Raw genomic sequence first — 21,527 nt, 5'->3', positions numbered from 1 at the left:
ATCGCGAGCCTGCTCGCGATGGGGCCGGCAGTATCATTGCAAGGCTCGGCTACCGGGTCGGCTTGACCGTCACCGGCGCCTTGCCCGCCTTCATCTGCTCCAGCAGCGGCGCGCACTGGTTCGGCTCACCGCCGCTTGGCGCTACCAGCGCGAGCAGGCCGGCGGCCGGTGCAGCGATCACACCCAACGCCACCATCCCGGCGCCGCGCAGCATCAGCGGCACCGCCTTGACCCCGGCGGCGGGCTTGGCGAACGGGCCGCGGACGTACAACGGCGAGCGCAGGGAAATCAGGCGCCAGCCCTTGGACTCGGGGGTGATGGTCAGGTCCAGCTGTTCATTTGCCATGTTCGCCGTGCCGTCGATGTAGATGATCGCGTTCTCGGTATCGAACACGAACAGGCGCGTGGTCGCCAGGCCCGTCTTGATGTCGAAGTCCGCCGCCGCGCAGTTGATCTTCACTTCCTTGTCGCCAAAGATTTTTCCCACCACGTAGTTGCCGACGTTCAGCCCCGCCAGCTCCATCAGCTCACGACTGATGGCGCCATCGTTGATGAGCATTTTCAACGTGCCATTGGAGGTGCCCAGCAACGCCGCCACCGAATTGCCGCGCCCGGTGATATCGGCATCGCCGTTCAATTCGCCGAAGCTGGTTTTCATCGGCTCAAAACCGGGGAACAGCTGCTTGAGCTTGAAACCGCGCGCCGTCAGCTTGGCCTGGCCCTCAAGGGGCTGGGTATGGCCGTTGAGGCGGATCTGCGCATCGAGGCGGCCACCGGCTACGCCGAAGCGCAGGGGCTCGAGGCTCAACTGCCCATCGTTGAGCACCAGATGGGTGTAAAGGTCGGTGAACGGCAACTGCTCGCTATGGACGATGCGCTTGCCGGTGAACTCCACATCGGCGTCCATCACGCTCCAGCGCTCGGTGCGAAACTCTTCCACGGGCAAGACCTTGCCGGTCGGCTGCTTGCTGGCGCCGCCCCGGGCTTTTTGCTCGGTATTGGAGTCAGCACCGATCAGCGGCGCCAGATCACTGAACAGCAGTTGATTGGAGACCAGCGCGCCACTGAGTTTCGGCCGAGGCTGGCTGGCGACATAGGCCAGGTCGCCATGGATATCGCTGTCGCCGATCTTGCCGTTGAACGCCTCATAGCGAAACAGCGCCCCACCCGGCTCATGCAGCTTGGCAATCAAGCGGCCATCGGTGGCATAAGGCGGCGAATCCGGCAGGGTCACGCCTGTCAGCGGGTAGAGATGGGCCAGGCTGTTGCCAGCCAGTTTCAAGCGCAAGTCCAGGGCCCCGAGGTTCATCGGGTCGGTGAGGGTGCCGGCCAGTTCGACGCGAGTCTCGGCGATCTTCGCCTGGGCCTGGAGCGGAAAGGGTCGTGACGCATCCTGCAATGCCAGCAAACCACCAACCTTGCCGGAGCCGGCCAGGGCTTGCCCATGATACTGCCCGTCGACCTTGAAGGCGAACGCGTAGTCCTGCGGTATCGCGCCCTGGTCCTGGGCTTTTTTGGCAGCCTTGTCACCGACGATATCGCTGAACGGGATGGGTTTGCCCAACGGGTCGATCAACAGGTCGAGCCGGGTCTTGAGCGTCTGGTCGTCAAGGGTGACGTGGCCTTTGTCGAAGCCGATGGCACCGATGTCCACCACCCAGCTGGACGGCTCGGCGTCCGGGTCTTTCGGATCGAACTGGAAGGTCCAGTTGGCGCGCCCATCAGCCAGACGTTGCAGGTTGGCGTCGGGCTCCGTCAGGTCGATGCGCGGAATCGCTACCCGCCGGGCCAGCAAGGCCAAGGGCGACACGCGCAACTCAACACGTTTTAGCGTGACCATTTGCGGAGTTTTCGACCACTCCGGGTTGCCCAGGCTCAAGTCCTCGGCCACCACATGGGGCCACGGCAACCAGGCTCGCCAGCCCCCTTCCTCCGGCTCACGCTGCCAGGCCACCGCCAGGTTGCCGTTAATGGCAAAGGGGCGATGCAACTCCTCGGAAACCTTGGCATTGAGCGTGGGCTTGATGCGGTTCCAGTCGAAGAAGGCGATGACCAGGACCAGCACGGCCAGCAGGACAACAAGGCTGGCAAAGCTCCAGGCGAGGATTTTCGAGGTGCGCGTCATGCACAAGGCTCCTGATGACAAGTCAGCGTCCGCAACCGCGACGCCACTGGGAACACGACCCTGCAGTCGGTTCGTTATGAAGGGTTGGACTGGCAAAGCGGCCCACAGGTGCCGATGAACGGCACAAAAAAAAGCAACAATCCTGACCGATCAGCCAACAAACCGTTACCGCGCCCGCACATTTGCGAGGCGGAGATGGGTACAAAATACCCACCTCGGTGCAAAACCACACCTCGGAAACGCCCGTTCTAGAGCCTTCGCCCAGAACAATCAATTCCGTTGATTATTACCATTGCGTTTATGAACTTTTATATCGACTTATCGAGAGTAGCATTGCCCTCGTACCCACTTTATCGCCCTCCCAAGGAGCAACGATCATGAAACGCCAATTACTGATGAGCCTGTCCCTTTCACTGCTGGCCTCGACTGCCTTTGCATTGCCAGCTTCCGAACAAGCCACGCCACAGGTCAAGGACAGCCATTCTGTCTACAGCCAGACTGTTGCCGAAGGCGGCCGTGATCGCCTGGAAGAAAAAGGTCTCGCTGAGGACGGTTATGACCGCACCAAACAAAGCGATACCGTTGCAGCTGATGGTTCCGACCGCACTCCAGGCCAGACCTTGGCAGCCGACGGTTCCGACCGCACTCCTGGCCAGACCTTGGCAGCTGACGGTTCCGACCGCACTCCTGGCCAGACCTTGGCAGCTGACGGTTCCGACCGCACTCCTGGCCAGACCTTGGCAGCTGACGGTTCCGACCGCACTCCAGGCCAGACCCTCGCCGAAGACGGTTCTTCCCGCACTAAAATGGGCGATACCGTGGCCGAAGGCGGTGGTGACCGTGTGATCGAACGCAACGGCGCAGTGAGCTGAGCCCATGGCGGCCCTGAAAAAAGCCCGATTCCTGCAATCGGGCTTTTGACTTTTCAAGCACTTCGTTTTCGCCGCCTGATCCCTCTCTACCGTTCGACGTCGGCAAAGCCGATTTGCTAGAGTGCGTCGCTCCCGTGAATCAGAAGCCAGCCTTGCGATGCTGCCCCGCGCCGAACAGAAACAACAGACCCGAATTGCCCTGATGGACGCAGCCCGCCATTTGATGGAGTGCGGCCGGGGGTTCGGCAGCCTGAGCCTGCGGGAAGTCGCCAAGACGGCAGGCATCGTGCCCACCGGGTTCTACCGGCACTTCGACGACATGGACCAACTGGGCCTGGCACTGGTCAGTGAAGTCGGCCAGACCTTCCGCGAAACCATCCGCCTGGTACGCCACAACGAATTCGTCATGGGCGGTATTATCGACGCGTCAGTGCGGATCTTTCTCGATGTGGTGCAGGCCAACCGATCGCAGTTCCTGTTCCTGGCCCGCGAGCAATACGGCGGCTCCCTGCCGGTGCGCCAGGCCATCGCCCAACTGCGCGAAGACATCAGTTCGGACCTGGCAGCCGACCTGGCCTTGATGCCCAAGTTGCAGCACCTGGACCTGGCCGCCCTGGGCGTGATGGCCGATCTCATCGTCAAGAGCGTGTTCGCCACCCTGCCGGACATCATCGACCCACCCGCCCAAGCCCTCCCCGAACACCTCACGCCCCAGGCGAAGATTACCCAGCAACTGCGGTTCATCTTTATTGGCCTCAAGCATTGGCAAGGGCTGGGCAGTACCGAATAACCCCGATGTACCCACTGTGGGAGCGAGCCTGCTCGCGATAGCGGTGGGTCAGCCACCATCAATGCCGCTGAAAGACCGCTATCGCTCCCACAGGTTTTTTGTGCAAGACGCAAAATGGTGCGCGGCAGCCCGTCACGCACCAACATGGCACGCAATCCGCCCCATCCTGAAACGCAATCCCAGCTATTTCCTACATATCATTCGGTTGGCAAGCCCCTTGCTCTAAACACAGCACTGTTCATTGCTGGAAGCACTCCGATGCTGGTGATTCATCGCAGAATCGACACTCAACCGCGCTGGGACGCCGAGCTGCACCTGACCTTTGACGCCCGCAGCAAAAGCCGCCTGCGCTGTTTCAGTGCCGAGGGTGAAGATGTGGGGTTGTTCCTGGAACGAGGCCAACCGCCGCTGTACGACGGCGAATGCCTGCAAGCTGAAGATGGGCGCGTCGTACGCGTTTGCGCCCGCGCCGAACAACTGCTGCATGTCACCTGCGCCAACGCCTTCGAACTGACCCGCGCCGCCTATCACCTGGGCAATCGCCATGTCGCCTTGCAAGTGGGCGATGGCTGGTTGCGCCTGCTGGACGACTACGTGCTCAAGGCGATGCTCGAACAATTGGGCGCCCGCGCCGAATCCATCGAAGCCCCGTTCCAGCCGGAACACGGCGCCTATGGCGGCGGTCACCATCACTCCCGGCACGGCGACGAAGATTTCAACTACGCGCCGCGCCTGCATCAGTTTGGCGTGCGCACATGAACCCGGCCTGGGCGCTGCTGCGTCTGGCCAGCCCGCAGCTGCCGATTGGCGGCTACAGCTATTCCCAGGGACTGGAGATGGCGGTGGACAACGGCCAGGTCAAGAATCCCGACGACGCCCGTCGCTGGATCAGCGATCAACTGCTGCTGAACCTGGCGCGTTTCGAAGCGCCCTTGTTGCTGGCGCACTGCAGCGCAGCCGCCGCTGACGATTGGGACGCCCTGCTGCTGCATTGCGAAGAACATCGCGCCAGCCGGGAAACCCGTGAGCTGTATCAGGAGAGCCGGCAGATGGGCTACTCGTTGCAGCAACTGCTTGCCGGCCTGCCGGAACTCGACGGTGCCGCGCGCGGTTTTCTTGAACAGCTCAGTCTCCAACAACGCAGCGAGCCGCACCTGGCGCTGTGCTGGGCCCTGGCGGCGCGCGCCTGGCACATCGCTCCCCAGGACGCCCTCGCCGCCTGGCTGTGGAGCTGGCTGGAAAACCAACTGGCGGTGCTGATGAAAACCCTGCCTCTGGGCCAGCAAGCCGCCCAACGCCTGACCAGCGAGCTGCTGCCGCTGCTGCAACAGGCCCAGCACAACGCCTCGAACATCGACCCCGACCATTACGGCAGCGCCGCATTTGGCCTGTCCCTGGCGTGCATGGCCCATGAGCGCCAGTACAGCCGTCTGTTCCGTTCCTAGGAGACACTCATGAATACACAACCTCTGCGCGTCGGTATCGGCGGCCCGGTAGGTTCCGGCAAGACCGCCCTGACCCTGGCCCTGTGCCTGGCGCTACGTGAACGCTACAACCTGGCAGTGGTCACCAACGACATCTATACCCGCGAAGACGCCGACTTCCTGGTGCGCAACGAGGCCCTGGCGCCGGAGCGGATCATCGGCGTGGAAACCGGCGGCTGCCCGCACACGGCGATTCGCGAAGATGCGTCGATCAACCTGGAGGCGGTGGACCAGTTGAACCGGCGCTTCCCGGGCTTGGACCTGATTCTGGTGGAGTCGGGCGGCGACAACCTGTCGGCGACCTTCAGCCCGGAGCTGTCGGACCTGACCATCTATGTGATCGACGTCTCGGCCGGTGACAAGCTGCCGCGCAAGGGCGGGCCGGGCATCTGCAAATCCGACTTGCTGGTGATCAATAAAATCGACCTGGCACCGCTGGTGGGGGCGTCCCTGGAAATGATGGACAGCGACACCCGGCGGATGCGCAACGGCAAGCCCTTCGTGTTCAGCAACCAGAAGACCGGCCAGGGCCTGGACGACATCATTGCGTTCATCGAGCGCCAGGGCCTGCTGACCGCCGCCTGATTTTTTCCGACTGACCACAAGGAAGCTTATCCATGACCTTCAAACGCATTCTCGGCGCCCTCGCCCTGCTGCTGACCCCAGCCCTGGCCTTCGCCCATCCCGGCCATGGCGACAATGGCCTGATCGCCGGCCTCGGCCACCCCATCGGCGGGCTCGACCACTTGCTGGCGATGCTGGCGGTCGGTTTGTGGGCCGCACAACAACAAGGTGCCGCGCGCTGGGCGCTGCCATGCACCTTCGTCGGTACGATGCTGCTCGGCGGCCTGCTGGGCTTTGAAGGCCTGGACCTGCCAGCGTTGGAAAGCGGGATCGCCGCCTCGGTACTCGCCCTGGGCCTGGCGGTGGCACTGGCGGTGCGTCCGCCGTTGAGCCTGGCAGTCGGTGCGACGGCACTGTTTGCGCTGTTCCATGGCGTGGCCCATGGCTTGGAACTGCCGGACATGTCGAGCCCGTGGGCCTATGCGGCAGGGTTCGTCGCGGCGACAGCGGCGCTGCATGGCGCCGGGTTTGCCCTGGTGCGGGTGCTGCCACGAGCGGCGGCTCCATTGGTTCGATTGGCCGGGGCAGCTTCGGCGGCGGCTGGGGTCTGGTTGCTGGCGGGCTGATTCTTTAGCGCCTGCCAGGCCGCTATCGCGAGCAAGCTCGCTCCCACAGTTGATCGGGTACACCAGCCCCTGTGGGAGCCAGCCTGCTTCCACACTTTAATCGGTGTACACCGCACCCTGTGGGAGCGAGCTTGCTCGCGATGACGGACTTGCAGGCGCCATCTCTCTGAAGTCGGTCACTCTGCTACCATGTCGCGCAATCGCCCCCAGCCGTGACGACGTCCGCCAATGCCTCATGCTTCCCGCCCCACTCCCCAGCCTGAATTGACCGCCCTGTTCGCAACGGTGCGTCAGCATTTTCACGACGTGATCGTGCCGATGTGGCAAGGCCCGGGCTGGAATGCCGAACTGGCGTTGCCCTATGAATCCCTGGATGCAGAACATGTGCCGCTGCCACCCCAGCGTTACCGCGCCATGGCCTGTGCGCGGCAGTTGTATGTGTTCGCCAGCCTGATCGGCGAAGTGCCCCAGGCCGAGGAGCGAGCCAGTGCACTGTTCCGCTCGCTGCAGCGTCATTTCCACGATGCCGAACACGGCGGCTGGTTCTACAGCATCGACCCGCAAGGCGCGCCGCTGGACACCGGCAAAGACCTCTACACCCACGCCTTTATCCTGTTCGCCTGCGCCCATTACTGGGGCAAGGTCCGCGAACCGCTGGTGGAGTCAGTGCTCAACGCGAGCCTGGAGGTCATTGCCCAGCGCTTTGCCAGCGCAGACGGGCTCTACGAAGCCAGCCTCAAGCGCGACTGGTCGACGACCGGATCCGGCCCGTTGCAAAACCCCTTGATGCACCTGGCCGAAGCGTTCCTCGCCACCCTGTCGGTTCGCGAAGACGCCAACGTCCGCCAGGCGTTGCTGAGCCTTTGCGACGGGATGTCCAAGCAGTTCATCGAGCCGCAGCAACGCGTGATGATGGAGAAGCCGCTCAAGGCTGTGGATAACTGGTTCGAACCGGGACACCAGTTCGAATGGTATTACTTGCTGGCCTCATCGCCCCTGTTGCGCAACGGCAAGTTGCACACAGCCCTGGAGCACAGCTTCGGCCATACCGAACAGCGCGGCGTAGCCCCGGACTCCGGCGCTGTGTGTGCAATGCTGGCCTTGGGGTCCCAGGCAGGCCCACGCGATGCCACCCAACGCATCTGGGCCCAGGCGGAATACTTGCGGGCACTCACCTTGCGCCCGGGCAGCCAAGGATTGCTGCTGCGTCAATTGCAGGCGCTGCAGCAGCATTTCCTGCATGCCAAGGGCTGGAACGAATGCCTGGACGCCGACGGCATCGTCAGCCGCCGGGACATGCCGTCCACCACGCCGTATCACCTGCTGACCTGCTATCGCGGGCTAGCCGATTATCTAGGCTGATTGGCAAACCGCTATCGCGGGCAAGCCTTGCTCCCACAGGGATTTGAGCAGCCCTGCTCTCAGAGATGAATCAAACCTGTGGGAGCAAGGCTTGCCCGCGATGAACGATAACGCGCTCTTATGTTTTGTTGCGTTCAATGGCAAACCCGGCCCAGGTCTGGCTCACCGGCATCAGCTCCAGGCTGTTGATGTTGATGTGCGCTGGCGCATTGAGCACCCAGAAAATCGTATCGGCGATGTCCTGTGGCTGGATCGGCTCGGCGCCGGCGTAGGTCGCGTTGTAGCGCTCCTGGTCGCCACCGAAGCGCACCAGGGAGAACTCGCTCTCGCACAGGCCCGGCTCAATATTGCTCACCCGCACGCCCGTGCCTTGCAGGTCGCAACGCAGGTTCAGGGAGAACTGTTTGACGAACGCCTTGCTCGCGCCATACACGTGGCTGCCCGGGTACGGGTAGTTGCCGGCGATGGAGCCCAGGTTGACGATCCCGGCCCCACGGCCGTGGGCGATCAGGCGCGGCAACAGCAGGCGAGTGCTGTAGATCAGCCCTTTTACATTGGTGTCGACCATGGTGTCCCAGTCATCGAGGTCGCACTTGGGTGCCGGGTCGACGCCCAGGGCCAGGCCGGCGTTGTTGATCAGCCCGCGCAATTTGGCGAAGGATGGCGGCAGGTTGGCGATTGCCTCTTCCATGGCCTTGCGATCACGCACGTCCAAAACCAAGCCATGGACTTCAGTCTGCTTCGACAGCTCGGCACAGAGGGCATTGAGGCGTTCTTCACGACGACCGGTCAGCACCAGTTTCCAACCGGCCTCGGCAAAACGACGGGCACAGGCTTCACCAAAACCGGACGTCGCGCCGGTAATAAACAGGGTGTCAGACATCGTGTTCTCCTTGTTTGAACTTCAACAGCCATTGAATGGAAATCGGCCCACAGCATGCCCGCCCTGGCACGGTAGGAGCAAGACTTGCACACGGCTTTTGCCCCACGACTGCTCATAAAACAACCAATCAACGCCAGGCCTTGCCAAACAAGGGCCGCAGCCGGTTGCCCGCACCTTATCCACAGGCACGTCCACAGTAATCGGGGGCAAGTGCAAAACCTGCAAGCCGCTGTGCATAAGGCTTTGCGGGGTATTTGGAAAATTTTTTCGCTTGACCCTGCAAGTGAGGTTGTGCAGCGCAAGTTATCTGCTATAAGCCAACGCGAGATGGGCGATGGCTCCAAGCCAGTAACGACGGTGCTCAGCGCGGTCTTTCCAGAGTTTAATCACAGACTTATCCACAGGCTTGCCCACCGATTTTCGAGTCCATTGCGGCGCTCATAAAAGTGTTGACAACCGTCACTCCCGCTTGAGCAAAAACGCCTGATCAAAAAACAACCACAGCCCTGGAAGCCACGTATTCAAAGGCTCGCAGCCAGCTACTCCCACGTTACCCACAGCCAGCTCCACAGCAAACGGGGACAAGTCAAAACCGTGACAAAACAACTGTTTGCGGCGACTTTATGTCGCGGTTTCGCAAGGGTTCAGGATTGTTGTCCACAATTGCAAAAACGCATAAAAACCCTGTGGGAGCGAGCTTGCTCGCGATGGCTGTCTGTCAGTGCCATGGAGAGTGGCTGACACGCCGCTATCGCGAGCAAGCTCGCTCCCACAGGGGTTGGTGGTGTTCTGGGGATATAAAAAAACCGGCGATCACTCGCCGGTTATTTTCATTGCAACAACCGCCTCAATGCCCGCCCAGGTACGCGTTGCGCACTTCCTCGTTGGCGAGCAGCTCCTTGCCCGTGCCGGTCAGGCGGATTTCGCCGTTGACCATCACATAGGCCCGGTCCGACAGCTTGAGGGCATGGTTGGCGTTCTGCTCCACCAGGAAGATGGTCATCCCGGTGGACGCCAGCTCACGCAGGGTGGCGAAGATCTGCTTCACCACGATTGGCGCCAGCCCCAGGCTCGGCTCATCGAGCAGCAACAACTTTGGCCGGCTCATCAATGCCCGGGCAATGGCGAGCATCTGCTGCTCGCCGCCGGACATGGTCATGGCCCGCTGGTTGCGGCGCTCCTTGAGCCGTGGAAACAGCTCGAACATGCGCTGCATGTCTTCACTGGCATGCTTGTCACCGATGGGGATGGTGCCCATCAGCAGGTTTTCCTCGACGGTCATGTCCGGGAATACCCGCCGCCCTTCCGGCGACTGCGCGATGCCATGGGAGGCGATGTAATGGGACGACTTGTGGGTGATGTCCACACCCTGGTAGATGATCTGCCCGCCTGCTGCACGCGGCTGGCCGAAGATCGACATGAGCAACGTGGACTTGCCGGCACCGTTGGAGCCGATCAGGCTCACGGTTTCACCTTCGCCAATGTGCATCGAGACTTTTTTCAGGGCCTGGATCGGCCCGTAGAACACGTCCAGCTCCTTGAGCTCGAGGATAGGTCCACTCATACCAGTTCCTCTTCATCGGCACCCAGGTAGGCCGCGATCACCTTCGGATCGTTGCGAATCGCCTCCGGACCGCCCTCGGCGATCACGTTGCCGTGGTCCAGCACCACGATGTGGTCGGAAATGCTCATTACCATGCCCATGTCGTGTTCGATCAGCACCACGGTCAGATCATGCTCGTCGCGCAGCAGCCGGATCATCGCGCTCAGCGCTTCGGTTTCCTGAGGGTTGAGGCCGGCGGCCGGTTCGTCGAGGCAGATGATCTGCGGGCGGGTACACATGGCCCGGGCGATCTCCAGACGCCGTTGCTGACCGTAGGAAAGCTCGCCCGCCAGGCGGTTGGCGCAATCCACCAGGTCCACCACTTCCAGCCAGTAGAAGGCATGGTCCAGGGCGTCGCTTTCGGCCTTGCGGTAGCCCTTGGTGTTGAGGATACCCGCCACCATGCTGCGGTTGACCCACATGTGCTGGGCCACCAACAGGTTTTCCAGCACCGACATTTCCTTGAACAGGCGAATGTTCTGGAAGGTGCGCGCCAGGCCGGCGCGGTTCACCAGGTGGGTGCCGCCAAACATCTTGTAGTACAGCCGGCTGGCGAAGGACTTCGGCGACACGAAATCAGTCGGGCGAAACGCCTCGCCCAACAGCTTGATGACGTTGGTTTGCTCGCCACGCACGTTGAGTTCGATCTTCCCGCCCGTGGCCTTGTAGAAACCGGTCAGGCAGTTGAACACCGTGGTCTTGCCCGCACCATTGGGGCCGATCAGGGCAAAGATCGAGTTGCGTTTGACTTGCAGGCTGACGTCGCTGAGGGCCCTGATGCCACCGAACTGCATCATCAGGTTTTCAACTTTGAGTACGACTTCGCTCATGGCGCTACCCCCTTGCGCGGCGTCACCCCGGTACGGCTGATACGGATCAGGCCGCGCGGACGCCAGATCATCATCAACACCATCAATACGCCGAACAGCAGCACCCGGTATTCGGAGAAACTGCGCAGCAGCTCCGGCGCCACAGTGAGTACGAAGGCGGCAATCACCACGCCGACCGTCGAGCCCATGCCGCCCAGCACCACGATGGCCAGGATCAGCGCCGACTCGAAGAAGGTGAACGAAGACGGGTTGACGAAGCCCTGGTAACTGGCAAAGAACACCCCTGCCAGGCCCGCCGTGGAGGCGCCAATGGTGAAGGCCGAGAGCTTGACCAGCACATGGTTCAGGCCCATGGAGCGGCAGGCGATTTCATCCTCGCGCAGGGCTTCCCAGGCACGCCCGACTGGCATGCGGGTCAGGCGATGCTTGATATAGAGCACCAGCAGTACCGTGATGAACAGCACGATGTAGATGAACAGGAATTTGATATTGGGGTTGTAGTCGATGCCGAAGAACTCATGGAACGGCACCCCACCATCCTTGGCCCTTCGACCAAACTCCAGGCCGAAAAAGGTTGGCGACGGCACGGGCATGCCATTCGGCCCGCCGGTGAACGACAGCCAGTTGTTGAGTATCAGGCGAATGATCTCGCCAAAACCCAGGGTCACGATGGCCAGGTAGTCACCGTGCATTCGCAACACCGGGAAGCCCAATATGCACCCCGCCATCGCCGCCGCGATGGCCGCCAGTGGCAGTACCGTCCAGAACCCCAGCCCCAGGTATTGATAGCCCAGCGCCAGGCCATAGGCACCGATGGCGTAGAACGCCACGTAACCCAGGTCGAGCAGCCCCGCCAGGCCGACAACGATGTTCAGGCCCAGGCCCAACAGCACATAGATCAGCCCGAGGATGACCACAGTGAGTACGTATTTGTTGGCGAAGAACGGAAACACGATGGCAATCACGATCAACGCCGGGATGACCCAGCGCAGGCGCGACTTGTAGTCCGGTGGCAGCACATGCACGCCGGAGCCGGTACTCTCGAAACCCTGGAGAATCTTCAGTCCCTTGGGAGTTTGCAGGAACAGGCTCAAGGCAAAGCGCCCGATCATCACGATCGCCACCAGCCAGCCGACGCGGGCCGGTTGCAGGTTGAAGCTGTAGCCGTCGAGCACCACGCCGACGATCGGCCCGAACACGATCAGCGAGATCAGGCCGGCCAGGATCGCGTCGATGACGCTCTTTTTGATATCAATCGATTTATTGGCAGCAGACATACTTATACCTTCGCCACGAGTGGGCGACCCAGCAGGCCTTGGGGACGGAAAATCAGAATCAGCACCAGCAGCGAGAAACTGAACACGTCTTTGTAGTCAGAGTTGATCAGACCGGAGAACAGCGACTCGGAAATGCCGAGGATGATCCCGCCGAGCATCGCCCCAGGCAGGGAGCCGATGCCGCCGAGTACCGCCGCGGTGAACGCCTTGATGCCGATGATGAAGCCGGCATAGAAGTCGAACGTGCCGTAGTTCATGGTGATCAGCACGCCGGCCAGGGCCGCCATCGCCGCACCGATGATGAACACGTAGGAAATCACCCGGTCGGTGTTGATCCCCAGGATCGAGGCCATCTTGCGGTCTTGCTGGGTGGCGCGGCACATGCGTCCGAGCTTGGTGTACTTGATGATGTAGGTCAGCAAGCCCATCCCGGCGAACGCGGCAATCAGGATGAAAATCTTGGTGTAGGTGAGCTGGACGAAACCGCTGCCGATATCGACGCGCATGGCGCCTTCGAGCAGTGTCGGGACACCCTGTTGGCGGGCGCCCTGGCTGATCTGCGCGTAGTTCTGCAGGATCAGCGAGATGCCGATGGCACTGATCAGCGGTGCCAGCCGGGTCGAGTTGCGCAGGGGTTTATAGGCGACGCGTTCGATGACCCAGCCATATACCCCGGTGACCACGACCGTGAACACGAGGGTGCCGAGGATCATAAGCGGAAAGGATTCAATACCGAAGTAAGCCAGCAGAGCCAGACTGATTGCCGCGAGGTAAGCGGAAATCATGTAAACCTCGCCGTGAGCGAAGTTGATCATGCCGATGATGCCGTAGACCATTGTGTAGCCGATGGCGATCAGACCATAGACCGACCCGAGGGTCAGGCCATTGATCAGTTGCTGCAGGAAAATACCATCCATAACGCAATCTCACGCAGTGAGAACCTGCACACCCTGGGGTGTGCGGTTCTTCTAAGGAAAATACAGATTTACGTCGGAGCAATGTCAGCCACGACCGACGCGCGGCCCTTGTAAACCGGGGCGTGCCCGGTTCCAAAGAAGGCGTGGACGGTCGCTTCGGCCCTTACTTCTGTTTTTCCAGCTGGTGATACTTGCCGTCCTTGTCCCACTGGTAAACCACGTAGTCGGAGACTTTCAAGTCGCCCTTGGTGTCCCATTCCTTCTTGCCCATCACGGTCTGGACCGAGTTGGCCTTGAGCCACTTGGCCGCGTCTTCGCCCTTATTGGACTTGGCGCCATTGAAGCCGGCGGCCAGGGCCTGGACCGAAGCGTAGGCGTACAGGGTGTAGCCTTCAGGCTCGGTGCCGTTCTTGCGGAACTCTTCAACCACGGCCTTGCTGTCTGGCAGCAGGCGCGGGTCGGCACCAAAGGTCATGTACACGCCATCGACGTATTGCGCGCCGCCGGCGGTGGTGACCAGTTCGTCGGTGACGATGCCATCGTCAGACATGAACTTCACGTCCTTGAGGCCTTGCTCGCGCAACTGGCGAACCAGCGGGCCGGCTTCCGGGTGCAGGCCACCGAAGTAGACCACGTCGGCACCCGCCGCACGGATCTTGGTCACCACGGCGCTGAAGTCTTTCTCGCCGCGGGTCAGGCCTTCGTACAGCACCTCCTTCACGCCACGCTTGGCCAGTTGTGCCTTGGTGGCATCCGCCAGGCCTTGGCCGTAGGTGTCCTTGTCGTGCAGCACGGCCACTTTCTTGCCCTTGAGCACGTCGACGATGTAGTCGCCCGCCACGATGCCCTGCTGGTCGTCACGACCGCACATGCGGAACATGGCGTTCAGGCCGCGCTCGGTGACTGCAGGGTTGGTGGAGCCCGGGGTAATGGCGATGATGCCGGCTTCGTCGTAGACCTCCGAGGCCGGGATGGTGTTGGACGAGCAGAAGTGCCCGACCACGCCGATCACCTTGTCCTGGTCAACCAGGCGGTTGGCCACGGCCACGGCCTGCTTGGGTTCGCAGGCGTCGTCGCCAGCGACCAGTACGATCTTCTCACCGTTGACGCCACCTGCCTTGTTGATGGCATCGGCTGCCGCCTGGGCACCCTTCATGTACTGCTCGCCAAATGCAGCATTGGCGCCGGTCATCGGCCCCGCCACACCAAATTTCACATCAGCTTGAGCAAACGCAGAAACACCCAACGCAGTTGCCACTGCGAGGGCCAGGAAACCTTTCTTGTAAAACGTCTGGGACATGAGGTGGTGCTCCAAGGTTTTTTTTAGTTGGCACTGCGACTTCATTTCACTGAAAAGCTCAGAGCAAGGGCCGTGCCATCGGTTTTTTATTCTGAAAAAAGTCGCTGCTTTATTGTTATTTCGACTGTTTCGAGCCCTTTTTCATAGGGCGTGCAACCGTCTAAACCGCACGAGGTGCAACCTTTTATTTAAATGGGTGAAACCCTCCGTGAGCCATCATTGCAACCATCGCACGAAACGGCGTGCAACCACTGTGTAACAACCCACGTCACCGAACTGCACACTGTCGGTGCGCGATTGCTACAACCCGCACCATAACAGGCTAGACGCTACGCCGGAAAACGCGGCTTCCAGCAACAATTTTCAACACTCAAATGACGATCCGCAGGCACTGGCCCGCGTGATACAGGGAAAAGCCCGCCTCATACAGGCAACTGCGCAATCCCACCCCGGCCAATGGCTGCATGGGTGCGAACGGGATCGGCAGGGCCTGGGCATTACCGTGACACAGGTAATCGGCGAACGCCTTGCCGACCACCGTGCCGGTGGTCACGCCCCGACCGTTGTAGCCGGTAACGGCCACCAGCCCGGGAGCGGGCTCGAACAGACGCATCAGGTGATCGGGGGTGAAGGCAATGCAACCGGTCCAGGTGCACTCCCACTCCACCGACTTGAGGTAAGGAAAGTAATGCTGCTGCACCCGGTCGGCCCAGGCCTTGAGGAACCAGGTCGGCTTGCGGTTGCCGTTGCCCAGGCTGCCCAGCAGCAAACGGCCGTCCTTGTCCCGGCGGATGCTGCTCAACACCTGGCGGGTATCCCACGAGCCCTGCCCGCCCGGCAGAATGCGTCGGGCGGCCTCGTCGGTCAGCGGGACCGAGGCGACCTGATAGTAATAACCGGGGAAGAAATTGCGCCGCAGTTCGGTCCAGTCGCCCTCGGTATAGGCGTTGGAGGCGATCACCACCTGCTCGGCCAGCACCGAACCCTGGGCAGTCTGCACCGACCAGCGCTGGCCTTGGCGTTCCAGGCGCGTCACCGGCGAGTGGTCGAACAATTGGCCGCCAAGGTCCGTGGCCGCCTTGGCCAACCCGCTGGTGTAGGCCATCGGGTTGAGCGTGCCGGCGCGGCGGTCGAGCAGTGCCGCGGCGATTTTCGACGTGCCGGTGGCATCGACACAGGCCTGGCCGGTGAGCAATTCCACCGGCGCACCACGGCGCTTCCATTGCTCTTCGCGACTGCGCAGGTCGGCCTCGCCCCGGGCGTTATGAGCCATGTGCAGGGTGCCTTCGCGGCGCAGTTGGCAATCGATGTTGTATTTATCGATGAGGCTGAACACCAGGGCCGGCGCCGCCCCCAGCATGCGATTGAGCTGGCTGCCCACCGCCTCGCCGAACCCGGCCTCGATGTCATCCGGCGGGATCCACAGGCCGGCGTTGACTAACCCGACGTTACGCCCCGATCCGCCGTGCCCGGCCCGATGAGCTTCCAGCACAACCACGCGTTTGCCTTGCTCGAGCAAATGCACCGCCGCCGACAGCCCGGTAAAACCCGCGCCGATCACACAGACGTCAGCCGTGACTTCGCCGGTGAGCGCGCTGTTTTCAGGCCTTTGCGGCGTCAGTTTTTCCCACAGACATTCTTCGCGTAACGGCATTGCCAGACTCCGAAAAAGAAACCTAACCACTACACACAAATTCATTGTGGGAGCGAGCTTGCTCGCGATGGCGGCGGCACATTCAATAACTATGTGACTGACAGACCGCTATCGCGAGCAAGCTCGCTCCCACAGGGGACTTTGTTGACTCGACCTCAGTCGAAGGTAATCCCCTGCGCCAATGGCAACTCCAGCGAGTAGTTCACGGTGTTGGTCTGGCGGCGCATGTAGCCGCGCCAGGCGTCGGAGCCGGATTCGCGACCGCCGCCAGTTTCTTTTTCGCCCCCGAATGCGCCGCCGATCTCCGCGCCGCTCGGGCCGATGTTGACGTTGGCGATGCCGCAGTCGCTGCCCACGGCCGACATGAATTGCTCGGCTTCACGCACGTCGGTGGTGAAGATGCAGGACGACAGGCCCTGGGGCACGGAGTTGTTCAGGTGCAAGGCCTCGGCAAAGTCCTTGTAGCCGACCACGTACAGGATCGGTGCGAACGTTTCGTGGCGCACCACATCGCTCTGCTCGGGCATCTCGACGATAGCCGGCGAGACGTAATAGGCATTCGGGAACTGGTCTTCAAGCTGGCGCTTGCCACCGAAGACTCGCCCGCCTTCGCTCAAGGCCTGCTCCAGCGCATCCTGCATGCTGTCGAAGCTGTGCTTGTCGATCAGCGGTCCGACCAGGTTGCCTTCCAGCGGATGGCCGATGCGCACTTTCGAATAGGCGGCCTTGAGGCGGGTGACGATTTCATCCTTCACCGATTCATGGGCAATCAGCCGGCGCAGGGTGGTGCAACGCTGGCCGGCGGTGCCGACGGCGCTGAACAGGATGGCGCGCACGGCCATGTCCAGATCGGCGCTCGGGGCCAGGATCATGGCGTTGTTGCCGCCCAGTTCCAGAATGCTGCGGGCGAAACGCGCGGCGACTTTCGGCGCCACTTCGCGGCCCATGCGGGTGCTGCCGGTGGCGCTGATCAAGGCCACGCGCGGGTCATCCACCAGCGCTTCACCGGCATCGCGACCGCCGATGATCACCTGGCTCAGGTACGGCGGTGCATCGCTGAAGTTCTTCAGCACGCGCTCGAACAGCGCCTGGCACGCCAGGGCGGTGAGCGGGGTCTTTTCCGACGGTTTCCAGATCACCGCGTTGCCGCACACCAGGGCCAGCGTGGTGTTCCAGGCCCAGACAGCCACGGGGAAGTTGAAGGCACTGATCACCCCGACCACGCCCAGCGGATGCCAGGACTCACGCATGTGGTGGCCCGGACGCTCGGAGGCGATGGTCAGGCCGTACAGCTGGCGGGACAGGCCGACGGCGAAGTCGCAGATGTCGATCATCTCTTGCACTTCACCCAGGCCTTCCTGGGTGATCTTGCCGGCTTCCCACGACACCAGCTCGCCAAGGTCGGCCTTGTATTCACGCAACAGGTCGCCAAATTGACGCACCAGCTCGCCGCGACGCGGGGCCGGCACCTGGCGCCACAGGTCGAAGGCGTGTTCGGCACGGCTGACCTGCTGCTCGACTTCAGCCGCGCCTTCCCAGTTCACGGCGCCGATACGGCTGCCATCGATGGGCGAATGCACCGGTTGTGTGCCGTTCTGGTACAGGGCCGAGTCAACGCCCAAGCGATCAAGCAATGCAGCAACCATGGAAAATTTCCTCACACGAAAGACAAAGGATTGGCAGCCGGACGAATGCGACTGATCAGACCTGTAGTTGTAGCTGGCTCGAGACTTGCCAACAAACGACCTTTAAGCGAGATATCATTCCGTTTATTCATGCTGGCCATGACCGGATAAGCAGAGCCACAAGAAATAAGGCCTCATCATGCTCAATAAACGCTATTTGCCGTCGATCACGGCGCTGCAATGCTTCGAAGCGGTGACCCGCCACCTGAGCTTTACCCGTGCCGCCGAAGAGCTGAACCTGACCCAGAGCGCCGTCAGCAAACAGGTCGCGCAACTGGAGGAGTTGCTGCAGCACTTGCTGTTCCGACGCGTGCGCCGACGCTTGCAACTGACGCCAGCCGGTGATTTGTACCTGGGGGAAGTGCGAAAAATCCTCACGCAGGTGGAGATGTCTACCCATTACCTGCGCTCCTACGGCGGCGACACCGAAGTCCTGCGCGTTTCCACGCCCCCGACCTTCGGCGCCCGCTGGTTGGTCCCACGCTTGAAGGGCTGGCGATTGCGGCATCCGAAGATTCATCTGGATCTGTGCAGCGAGCAGGAGGCCGACGATTTGCTGCAAGGGCGCAGCGACCTGGCGTTCTATTTCGGCCAAGGCTCGCGCCCCGGCACCGAATCCCTGAAGCTGTTTGGCGAAGAACTGGTGCCGGTCTGTGCGCCCGGCAGCCTGCCTAACCAGCCCTTCACCGACCCGACCCAACTGGCCGAGCTGGTGCTGCTGCAAAACGCCTCGCGGCCCCAGGCCTGGCACGATTGGTTCGACAATCAGGGCTATCACACCGAACACAGCTACCACGGGCCGCGTTTCGAAACCTTCTACATGTGCATCCGCGCCGCCCAGGTCGGCTGCGGCGTCGCCCTGCTGCCGCGGTTTCTGGTGGAGGAAGAACTGGCCGACGGCAAACTGGTCATCCCCTGGCAACACGCGATGCCCAGCACCAACGCCTATTACCTGGCCTATCCGGAACATTCGGCGGAAGTGCCCAAGGTGCGGCTTTTTGTGGAGTGGATGCTGGAGCAGATCGACACCCCGGATATACCGGCATAACCCGACGCGAACCTGTGGGAGCAAGGCTTGCCCGCGAAGAACGCGCCACAGCCTCCCGGAAACCGAGTCGCCTGTATCGCGGGCAAGCCTTGCTCCCACAGCGGGGCGGTGCGACGTTTCGCTAAATCCCCTCGCCAAAGATAACGCTCTTTGCCGAAAAAGACCCAGTGACCAAAAAAAACTGGCAATCATCATGAGTGATATGCGCCACTAGCCCTTTCACTACAAACCGCCGAACCTCGCTGCCCATGGCTGCGGCCTGTCTGGAGAACCCTATGAGCGAGAGCGTATTTGCCGATCGTATCGTGCAGAACCTGCTCGACACCGACTTCTACAAACTGACGATGATGCAGGCGGTGTTGCACAACTACCCCAACGTCGAAGTCGAATGGGAATTTCGCTGCCGCAACAGCGAAGACCTGCGCCCGTACCTGGCGGAGATCCGCTTTCAGATCGAGCGCCTGGCCGAGTTGAGCCTGAGCGCCGACCAGTTGGGTTTCCTGGAGCGCATCAGCTTTATGAAGCCGGACTTCCTGCGTTTCCTGGGCCTGTTTCGCTTCAACCTGCGCTACGTGCACACCGGTATCGAAAACGGCGAGTTGTTCATCCGCCTGCGCGGGCCGTGGCTGCACGTCATTCTGTTCGAAGTGCCGCTGCTGGCCATCGTCAGCGAGGTACGCAATCGTTATCGCTATCGTGAAATCGTCCTGGAACAGGCGCGGGAACAGCTTTATCGCAAGTTCGACTGGCTGAGCGCCAACGCCAGCGCCGAAGAACTGTCCGAACTGCAAGTCGCGGACTTCGGCACCCGTCGTCGTTTTTCCTTCCGCGTCCAGGAAGAAGTGGTCAACGTGCTCAAGCACGATTTCCCCGGGCGTTTCGTCGGCACCAGTAACGTGCACCTGTCCCGGGAACTGGACATGAAGCCCCTGGGCACCATGGCCCATGAGTGGATCATGGCCCACCAGCAACTGGGCCCGCGACTGATCGACAGCCAGATCGCCGCCCTCGATTGCTGGGTGCGCGAGTACCGGGGCCTGCTGGGGATCGCCCTGACCGATTGCATCACCATGGACGCCTTCCTCAAGGATTTCGATCTGTTCTTCGCCAAGCTGTTCGACGGTTTGCGCCATGACTCGGGCGACCCGGTGATCTGGGCCGAAAAAGCCATTGCCCACTATCACAAGCTCGGCATCGACCCGATGAGCAAGACCCTGGTGTTCTCCGATAGCCTGACATTGCCCAAATGCCTGGAGATTTTTCGGGCATTGCGTGGTCGCATTAATGTCAGCTTCGGTATTGGCACCAACCTGACGTGTGACATTCCAGGTGTAGAGCCGATGAGCATCGTGCTTAAAATGATCAGCTGTGACGGGCAACCCGTGGCCAAGATTTCAGACGAGCCCGGCAAGACCCACTGCAAAGACCCGAATTTCGTCGCCTACATGCGACATGTTTTCCAAGTACCTGCCGCCCTTTCTGACACATCAAGCAAGGAGTGAATTCATGCAAGCCGTACAGCGTGAGATTGCTGAACAGCTCAAGGTCCAGCCGCCGTTCACCGATGACGCGGCCCTCAAGGCCGAAATCGCCCGTCGGGTGAGCTTTATTCAGGATTGCCTGGTCAACTCCGGACTCAAGTCCCTCGTGCTGGGCATCAGCGGTGGCGTTGACTCGTTGACCGCCGGGCTGCTGGCCCAACGTGCCATGCGCGAACTGCGGGAGAAAACCGGTAACGCCGCCTACAAGTTCATCGCCGTGCGCCTGCCGTACGAAACCCAGTTCGACGAGCATGAAGCCCAAGCCTGTGTGGACTTCATCGACCCGGACGAGCGCCATACCGTCAACATCGGCCCGGCGGTCAAGGCCTTGGCCGATCAAGTCGCGGCGTTCGAAGGCAAGGCAGCGGTCTCGCGGGATTTCGTGCTGGGCAATACCAAGGCGAGGATGCGCATGGTGGCGCAATACACCATCGCGGGCACCGAGCACGGCCTGGTGATCGGCACCGACCATGCCGCCGAAGCGGTGATGGGTTTCTTCACCAAGTTCGGTGATGGCGCCTGCGACCTGGCGCCGTTGAGTGGCTTGGTGAAAAACCAGGTCCGGGCCATTGCCCGTGACTTTGGTGCGCCGGAGTCGCTGGTGGAAAAAATCCCCACGGCCGACCTTGAGGACCTGTCCCCAGGCAAGCCGGACGAAGCCTCCCACGGCGTGACCTACGCCGAGATCGATGCGTTCCTGCACGGCGAGCCTGTGCGGGACGAGGCGTTCAGGATCATTTGCGAGACTTATCGCAAGACTGAGCACAAGCGGGTGATGCCTTACGCTCCGTAACGGGTAATCACTGTGGGAGCGGGCTTGCTCGCGATGGCTGAGGGGCGTGGGTTGGTGTGTATATCCGTTACGCAAAAAACGGATATACACCCCAAAACAACCAGACACCCACCGAAAAAAACCCAAAAAAACGGCGCTTCCCATTTCTGAAAGAAGCGCCGCTTTTTTGTGCC

19 protein-coding genes are annotated in these 21,527 nt (G+C 61.4%); 10 read left to right on the top strand and 9 right to left on the bottom strand.

The genetic code is table 11. From position 1 onward, the window contains the following. Positions 1 to 49: 49 nt before the first annotated feature. Positions 50 to 2,125: an AsmA family protein gene (locus KI235_RS03115; RefSeq protein ID WP_013692141.1), complete on the bottom strand. Its 2,076-nt coding sequence runs from the start codon at positions 2,123 to 2,125 to the stop codon at positions 50 to 52. A 377-nt stretch (positions 2,126 to 2,502) separates the two neighbouring features. On the opposite strand from KI235_RS03115, the gene KI235_RS03110 reads away from it, so the two are divergent. The 7 genes from KI235_RS03110 (at position 2,503) to KI235_RS03080 (ending at position 7,823) form a co-directional block, all read left to right on the top strand. Then, positions 2,503 to 2,997, top strand: coding sequence for a hypothetical protein (locus tag KI235_RS03110; RefSeq protein ID WP_013692140.1), 495 nt, complete (start codon positions 2,503 to 2,505; stop codon positions 2,995 to 2,997). A gap of 157 nt (positions 2,998 to 3,154) precedes the next feature. After that, positions 3,155 to 3,787 (top strand): TetR family transcriptional regulator, encoded by a 633-nt coding sequence (locus KI235_RS03105; protein WP_013692139.1) that lies wholly within the window; start codon positions 3,155 to 3,157, stop codon positions 3,785 to 3,787. Between the two features lie 258 nt (positions 3,788 to 4,045). Next, a complete protein-coding gene (gene ureE / locus KI235_RS03100) occupies positions 4,046 to 4,546 on the top strand; it encodes an urease accessory protein UreE (protein WP_003197313.1) in 501 nt (166 codons plus the stop codon). Then, positions 4,543 to 5,232 (top strand): urease accessory protein UreF, encoded by a 690-nt coding sequence (locus KI235_RS03095; RefSeq protein WP_003197311.1) that lies wholly within the window; start codon positions 4,543 to 4,545, stop codon positions 5,230 to 5,232. Before ureE ends, KI235_RS03095 begins: the two co-directional genes overlap by 4 nt. Positions 5,233 to 5,241: 9 nt before the next feature. Continuing rightward, positions 5,242 to 5,856: an urease accessory protein UreG gene (ureG, locus tag KI235_RS03090; protein ID WP_003197309.1), complete on the top strand. Its 615-nt coding sequence runs from the start codon at positions 5,242 to 5,244 to the stop codon at positions 5,854 to 5,856. A 32-nt stretch (positions 5,857 to 5,888) separates the two neighbouring features. Then, positions 5,889 to 6,461: a HupE/UreJ family protein gene (locus tag KI235_RS03085; RefSeq protein ID WP_003197307.1), complete on the top strand. Its 573-nt coding sequence runs from the start codon at positions 5,889 to 5,891 to the stop codon at positions 6,459 to 6,461. Between the two features lie 228 nt (positions 6,462 to 6,689). Next, on the top strand, positions 6,690 to 7,823 hold the full coding sequence (locus tag KI235_RS03080; protein ID WP_003197305.1) for an AGE family epimerase/isomerase: 1,134 nt from the start codon (positions 6,690 to 6,692) through the stop codon (positions 7,821 to 7,823). Positions 7,824 to 7,941: 118 nt separating this feature from the next. Here KI235_RS03080 and KI235_RS03075 read toward each other — a convergent pair whose 3' ends face one another. The 8 genes from KI235_RS03075 to KI235_RS03040 all read right to left on the bottom strand — a co-directional run bounded on the left by KI235_RS03075 (position 7,942) and on the right by KI235_RS03040 (position 17,933). Continuing rightward, entirely contained in the window at positions 7,942 to 8,706 is a 765-nt protein-coding gene (locus KI235_RS03075) for an SDR family oxidoreductase (RefSeq protein ID WP_003197302.1), read from the bottom strand. A gap of 847 nt (positions 8,707 to 9,553) precedes the next feature. Continuing rightward, positions 9,554 to 10,270: an ABC transporter ATP-binding protein gene (locus tag KI235_RS03070; protein WP_003197300.1), complete on the bottom strand. Its 717-nt coding sequence runs from the start codon at positions 10,268 to 10,270 to the stop codon at positions 9,554 to 9,556. Beyond that, positions 10,267 to 11,139 (bottom strand): ATP-binding cassette domain-containing protein, encoded by an 873-nt coding sequence (locus tag KI235_RS03065; RefSeq protein WP_003197298.1) that lies wholly within the window; start codon positions 11,137 to 11,139, stop codon positions 10,267 to 10,269. The genes KI235_RS03070 and KI235_RS03065 overlap by 4 nt, the downstream gene beginning before the upstream one ends. Next, entirely contained in the window at positions 11,136 to 12,416 is a 1,281-nt protein-coding gene (gene livM / locus KI235_RS03060) for a high-affinity branched-chain amino acid ABC transporter permease LivM (RefSeq protein WP_003197297.1), read from the bottom strand. Before livM ends, KI235_RS03065 begins: the two co-directional genes overlap by 4 nt. Positions 12,417 to 12,418: 2 nt before the next feature. Continuing rightward, positions 12,419 to 13,333 (bottom strand): branched-chain amino acid ABC transporter permease, encoded by a 915-nt coding sequence (locus KI235_RS03055; protein ID WP_003197295.1) that lies wholly within the window; start codon positions 13,331 to 13,333, stop codon positions 12,419 to 12,421. Between the two features lie 163 nt (positions 13,334 to 13,496). Then, a complete protein-coding gene (locus KI235_RS03050) occupies positions 13,497 to 14,633 on the bottom strand; it encodes an ABC transporter substrate-binding protein (RefSeq protein ID WP_003197293.1) in 1,137 nt (378 codons plus the stop codon). 370 nt (positions 14,634 to 15,003) lie between these two features. Then, entirely contained in the window at positions 15,004 to 16,287 is a 1,284-nt protein-coding gene (locus KI235_RS03045) for an FAD-binding oxidoreductase (protein ID WP_003197290.1), read from the bottom strand. 155 nt (positions 16,288 to 16,442) lie between these two features. Further along, on the bottom strand, positions 16,443 to 17,933 hold the full coding sequence (locus KI235_RS03040; protein WP_038857759.1) for an aldehyde dehydrogenase family protein: 1,491 nt from the start codon (positions 17,931 to 17,933) through the stop codon (positions 16,443 to 16,445). 178 nt (positions 17,934 to 18,111) lie between these two features. On the opposite strand from KI235_RS03040, the gene gcvA reads away from it, so the two are divergent. The 3 genes from gcvA (at position 18,112) to nadE (ending at position 21,354) form a co-directional block, all read left to right on the top strand. Further along, positions 18,112 to 19,020 carry a LysR family transcriptional regulator gene (gene gcvA, locus KI235_RS03035; protein WP_212795483.1) on the top strand — a complete coding sequence of 303 codons (909 nt, stop codon included), beginning with the start codon at positions 18,112 to 18,114 and terminating at the stop codon, positions 19,018 to 19,020. Positions 19,021 to 19,295: 275 nt separating this feature from the next. Then, on the top strand, positions 19,296 to 20,522 hold the full coding sequence (gene pncB / locus KI235_RS03030; protein WP_003197284.1) for a nicotinate phosphoribosyltransferase: 1,227 nt from the start codon (positions 19,296 to 19,298) through the stop codon (positions 20,520 to 20,522). A gap of 4 nt (positions 20,523 to 20,526) precedes the next feature. Next, positions 20,527 to 21,354 carry an ammonia-dependent NAD(+) synthetase gene (nadE, locus tag KI235_RS03025; protein WP_003197282.1) on the top strand — a complete coding sequence of 276 codons (828 nt, stop codon included), beginning with the start codon at positions 20,527 to 20,529 and terminating at the stop codon, positions 21,352 to 21,354. The last annotated feature ends 173 nt before the right edge of the window (positions 21,355 to 21,527 follow it).

Origin of the sequence: Pseudomonas sp. St386 (assembly GCF_018325865.1) — a bacterium.
Classification (GTDB): Bacteria; Pseudomonadota; Gammaproteobacteria; order Pseudomonadales; family Pseudomonadaceae; genus Aquipseudomonas; species Aquipseudomonas brassicacearum.
The sequence above is the reverse complement of the archived record's forward strand: the minus strand, read 5'-3'. Positions and strand labels throughout refer to the sequence as shown.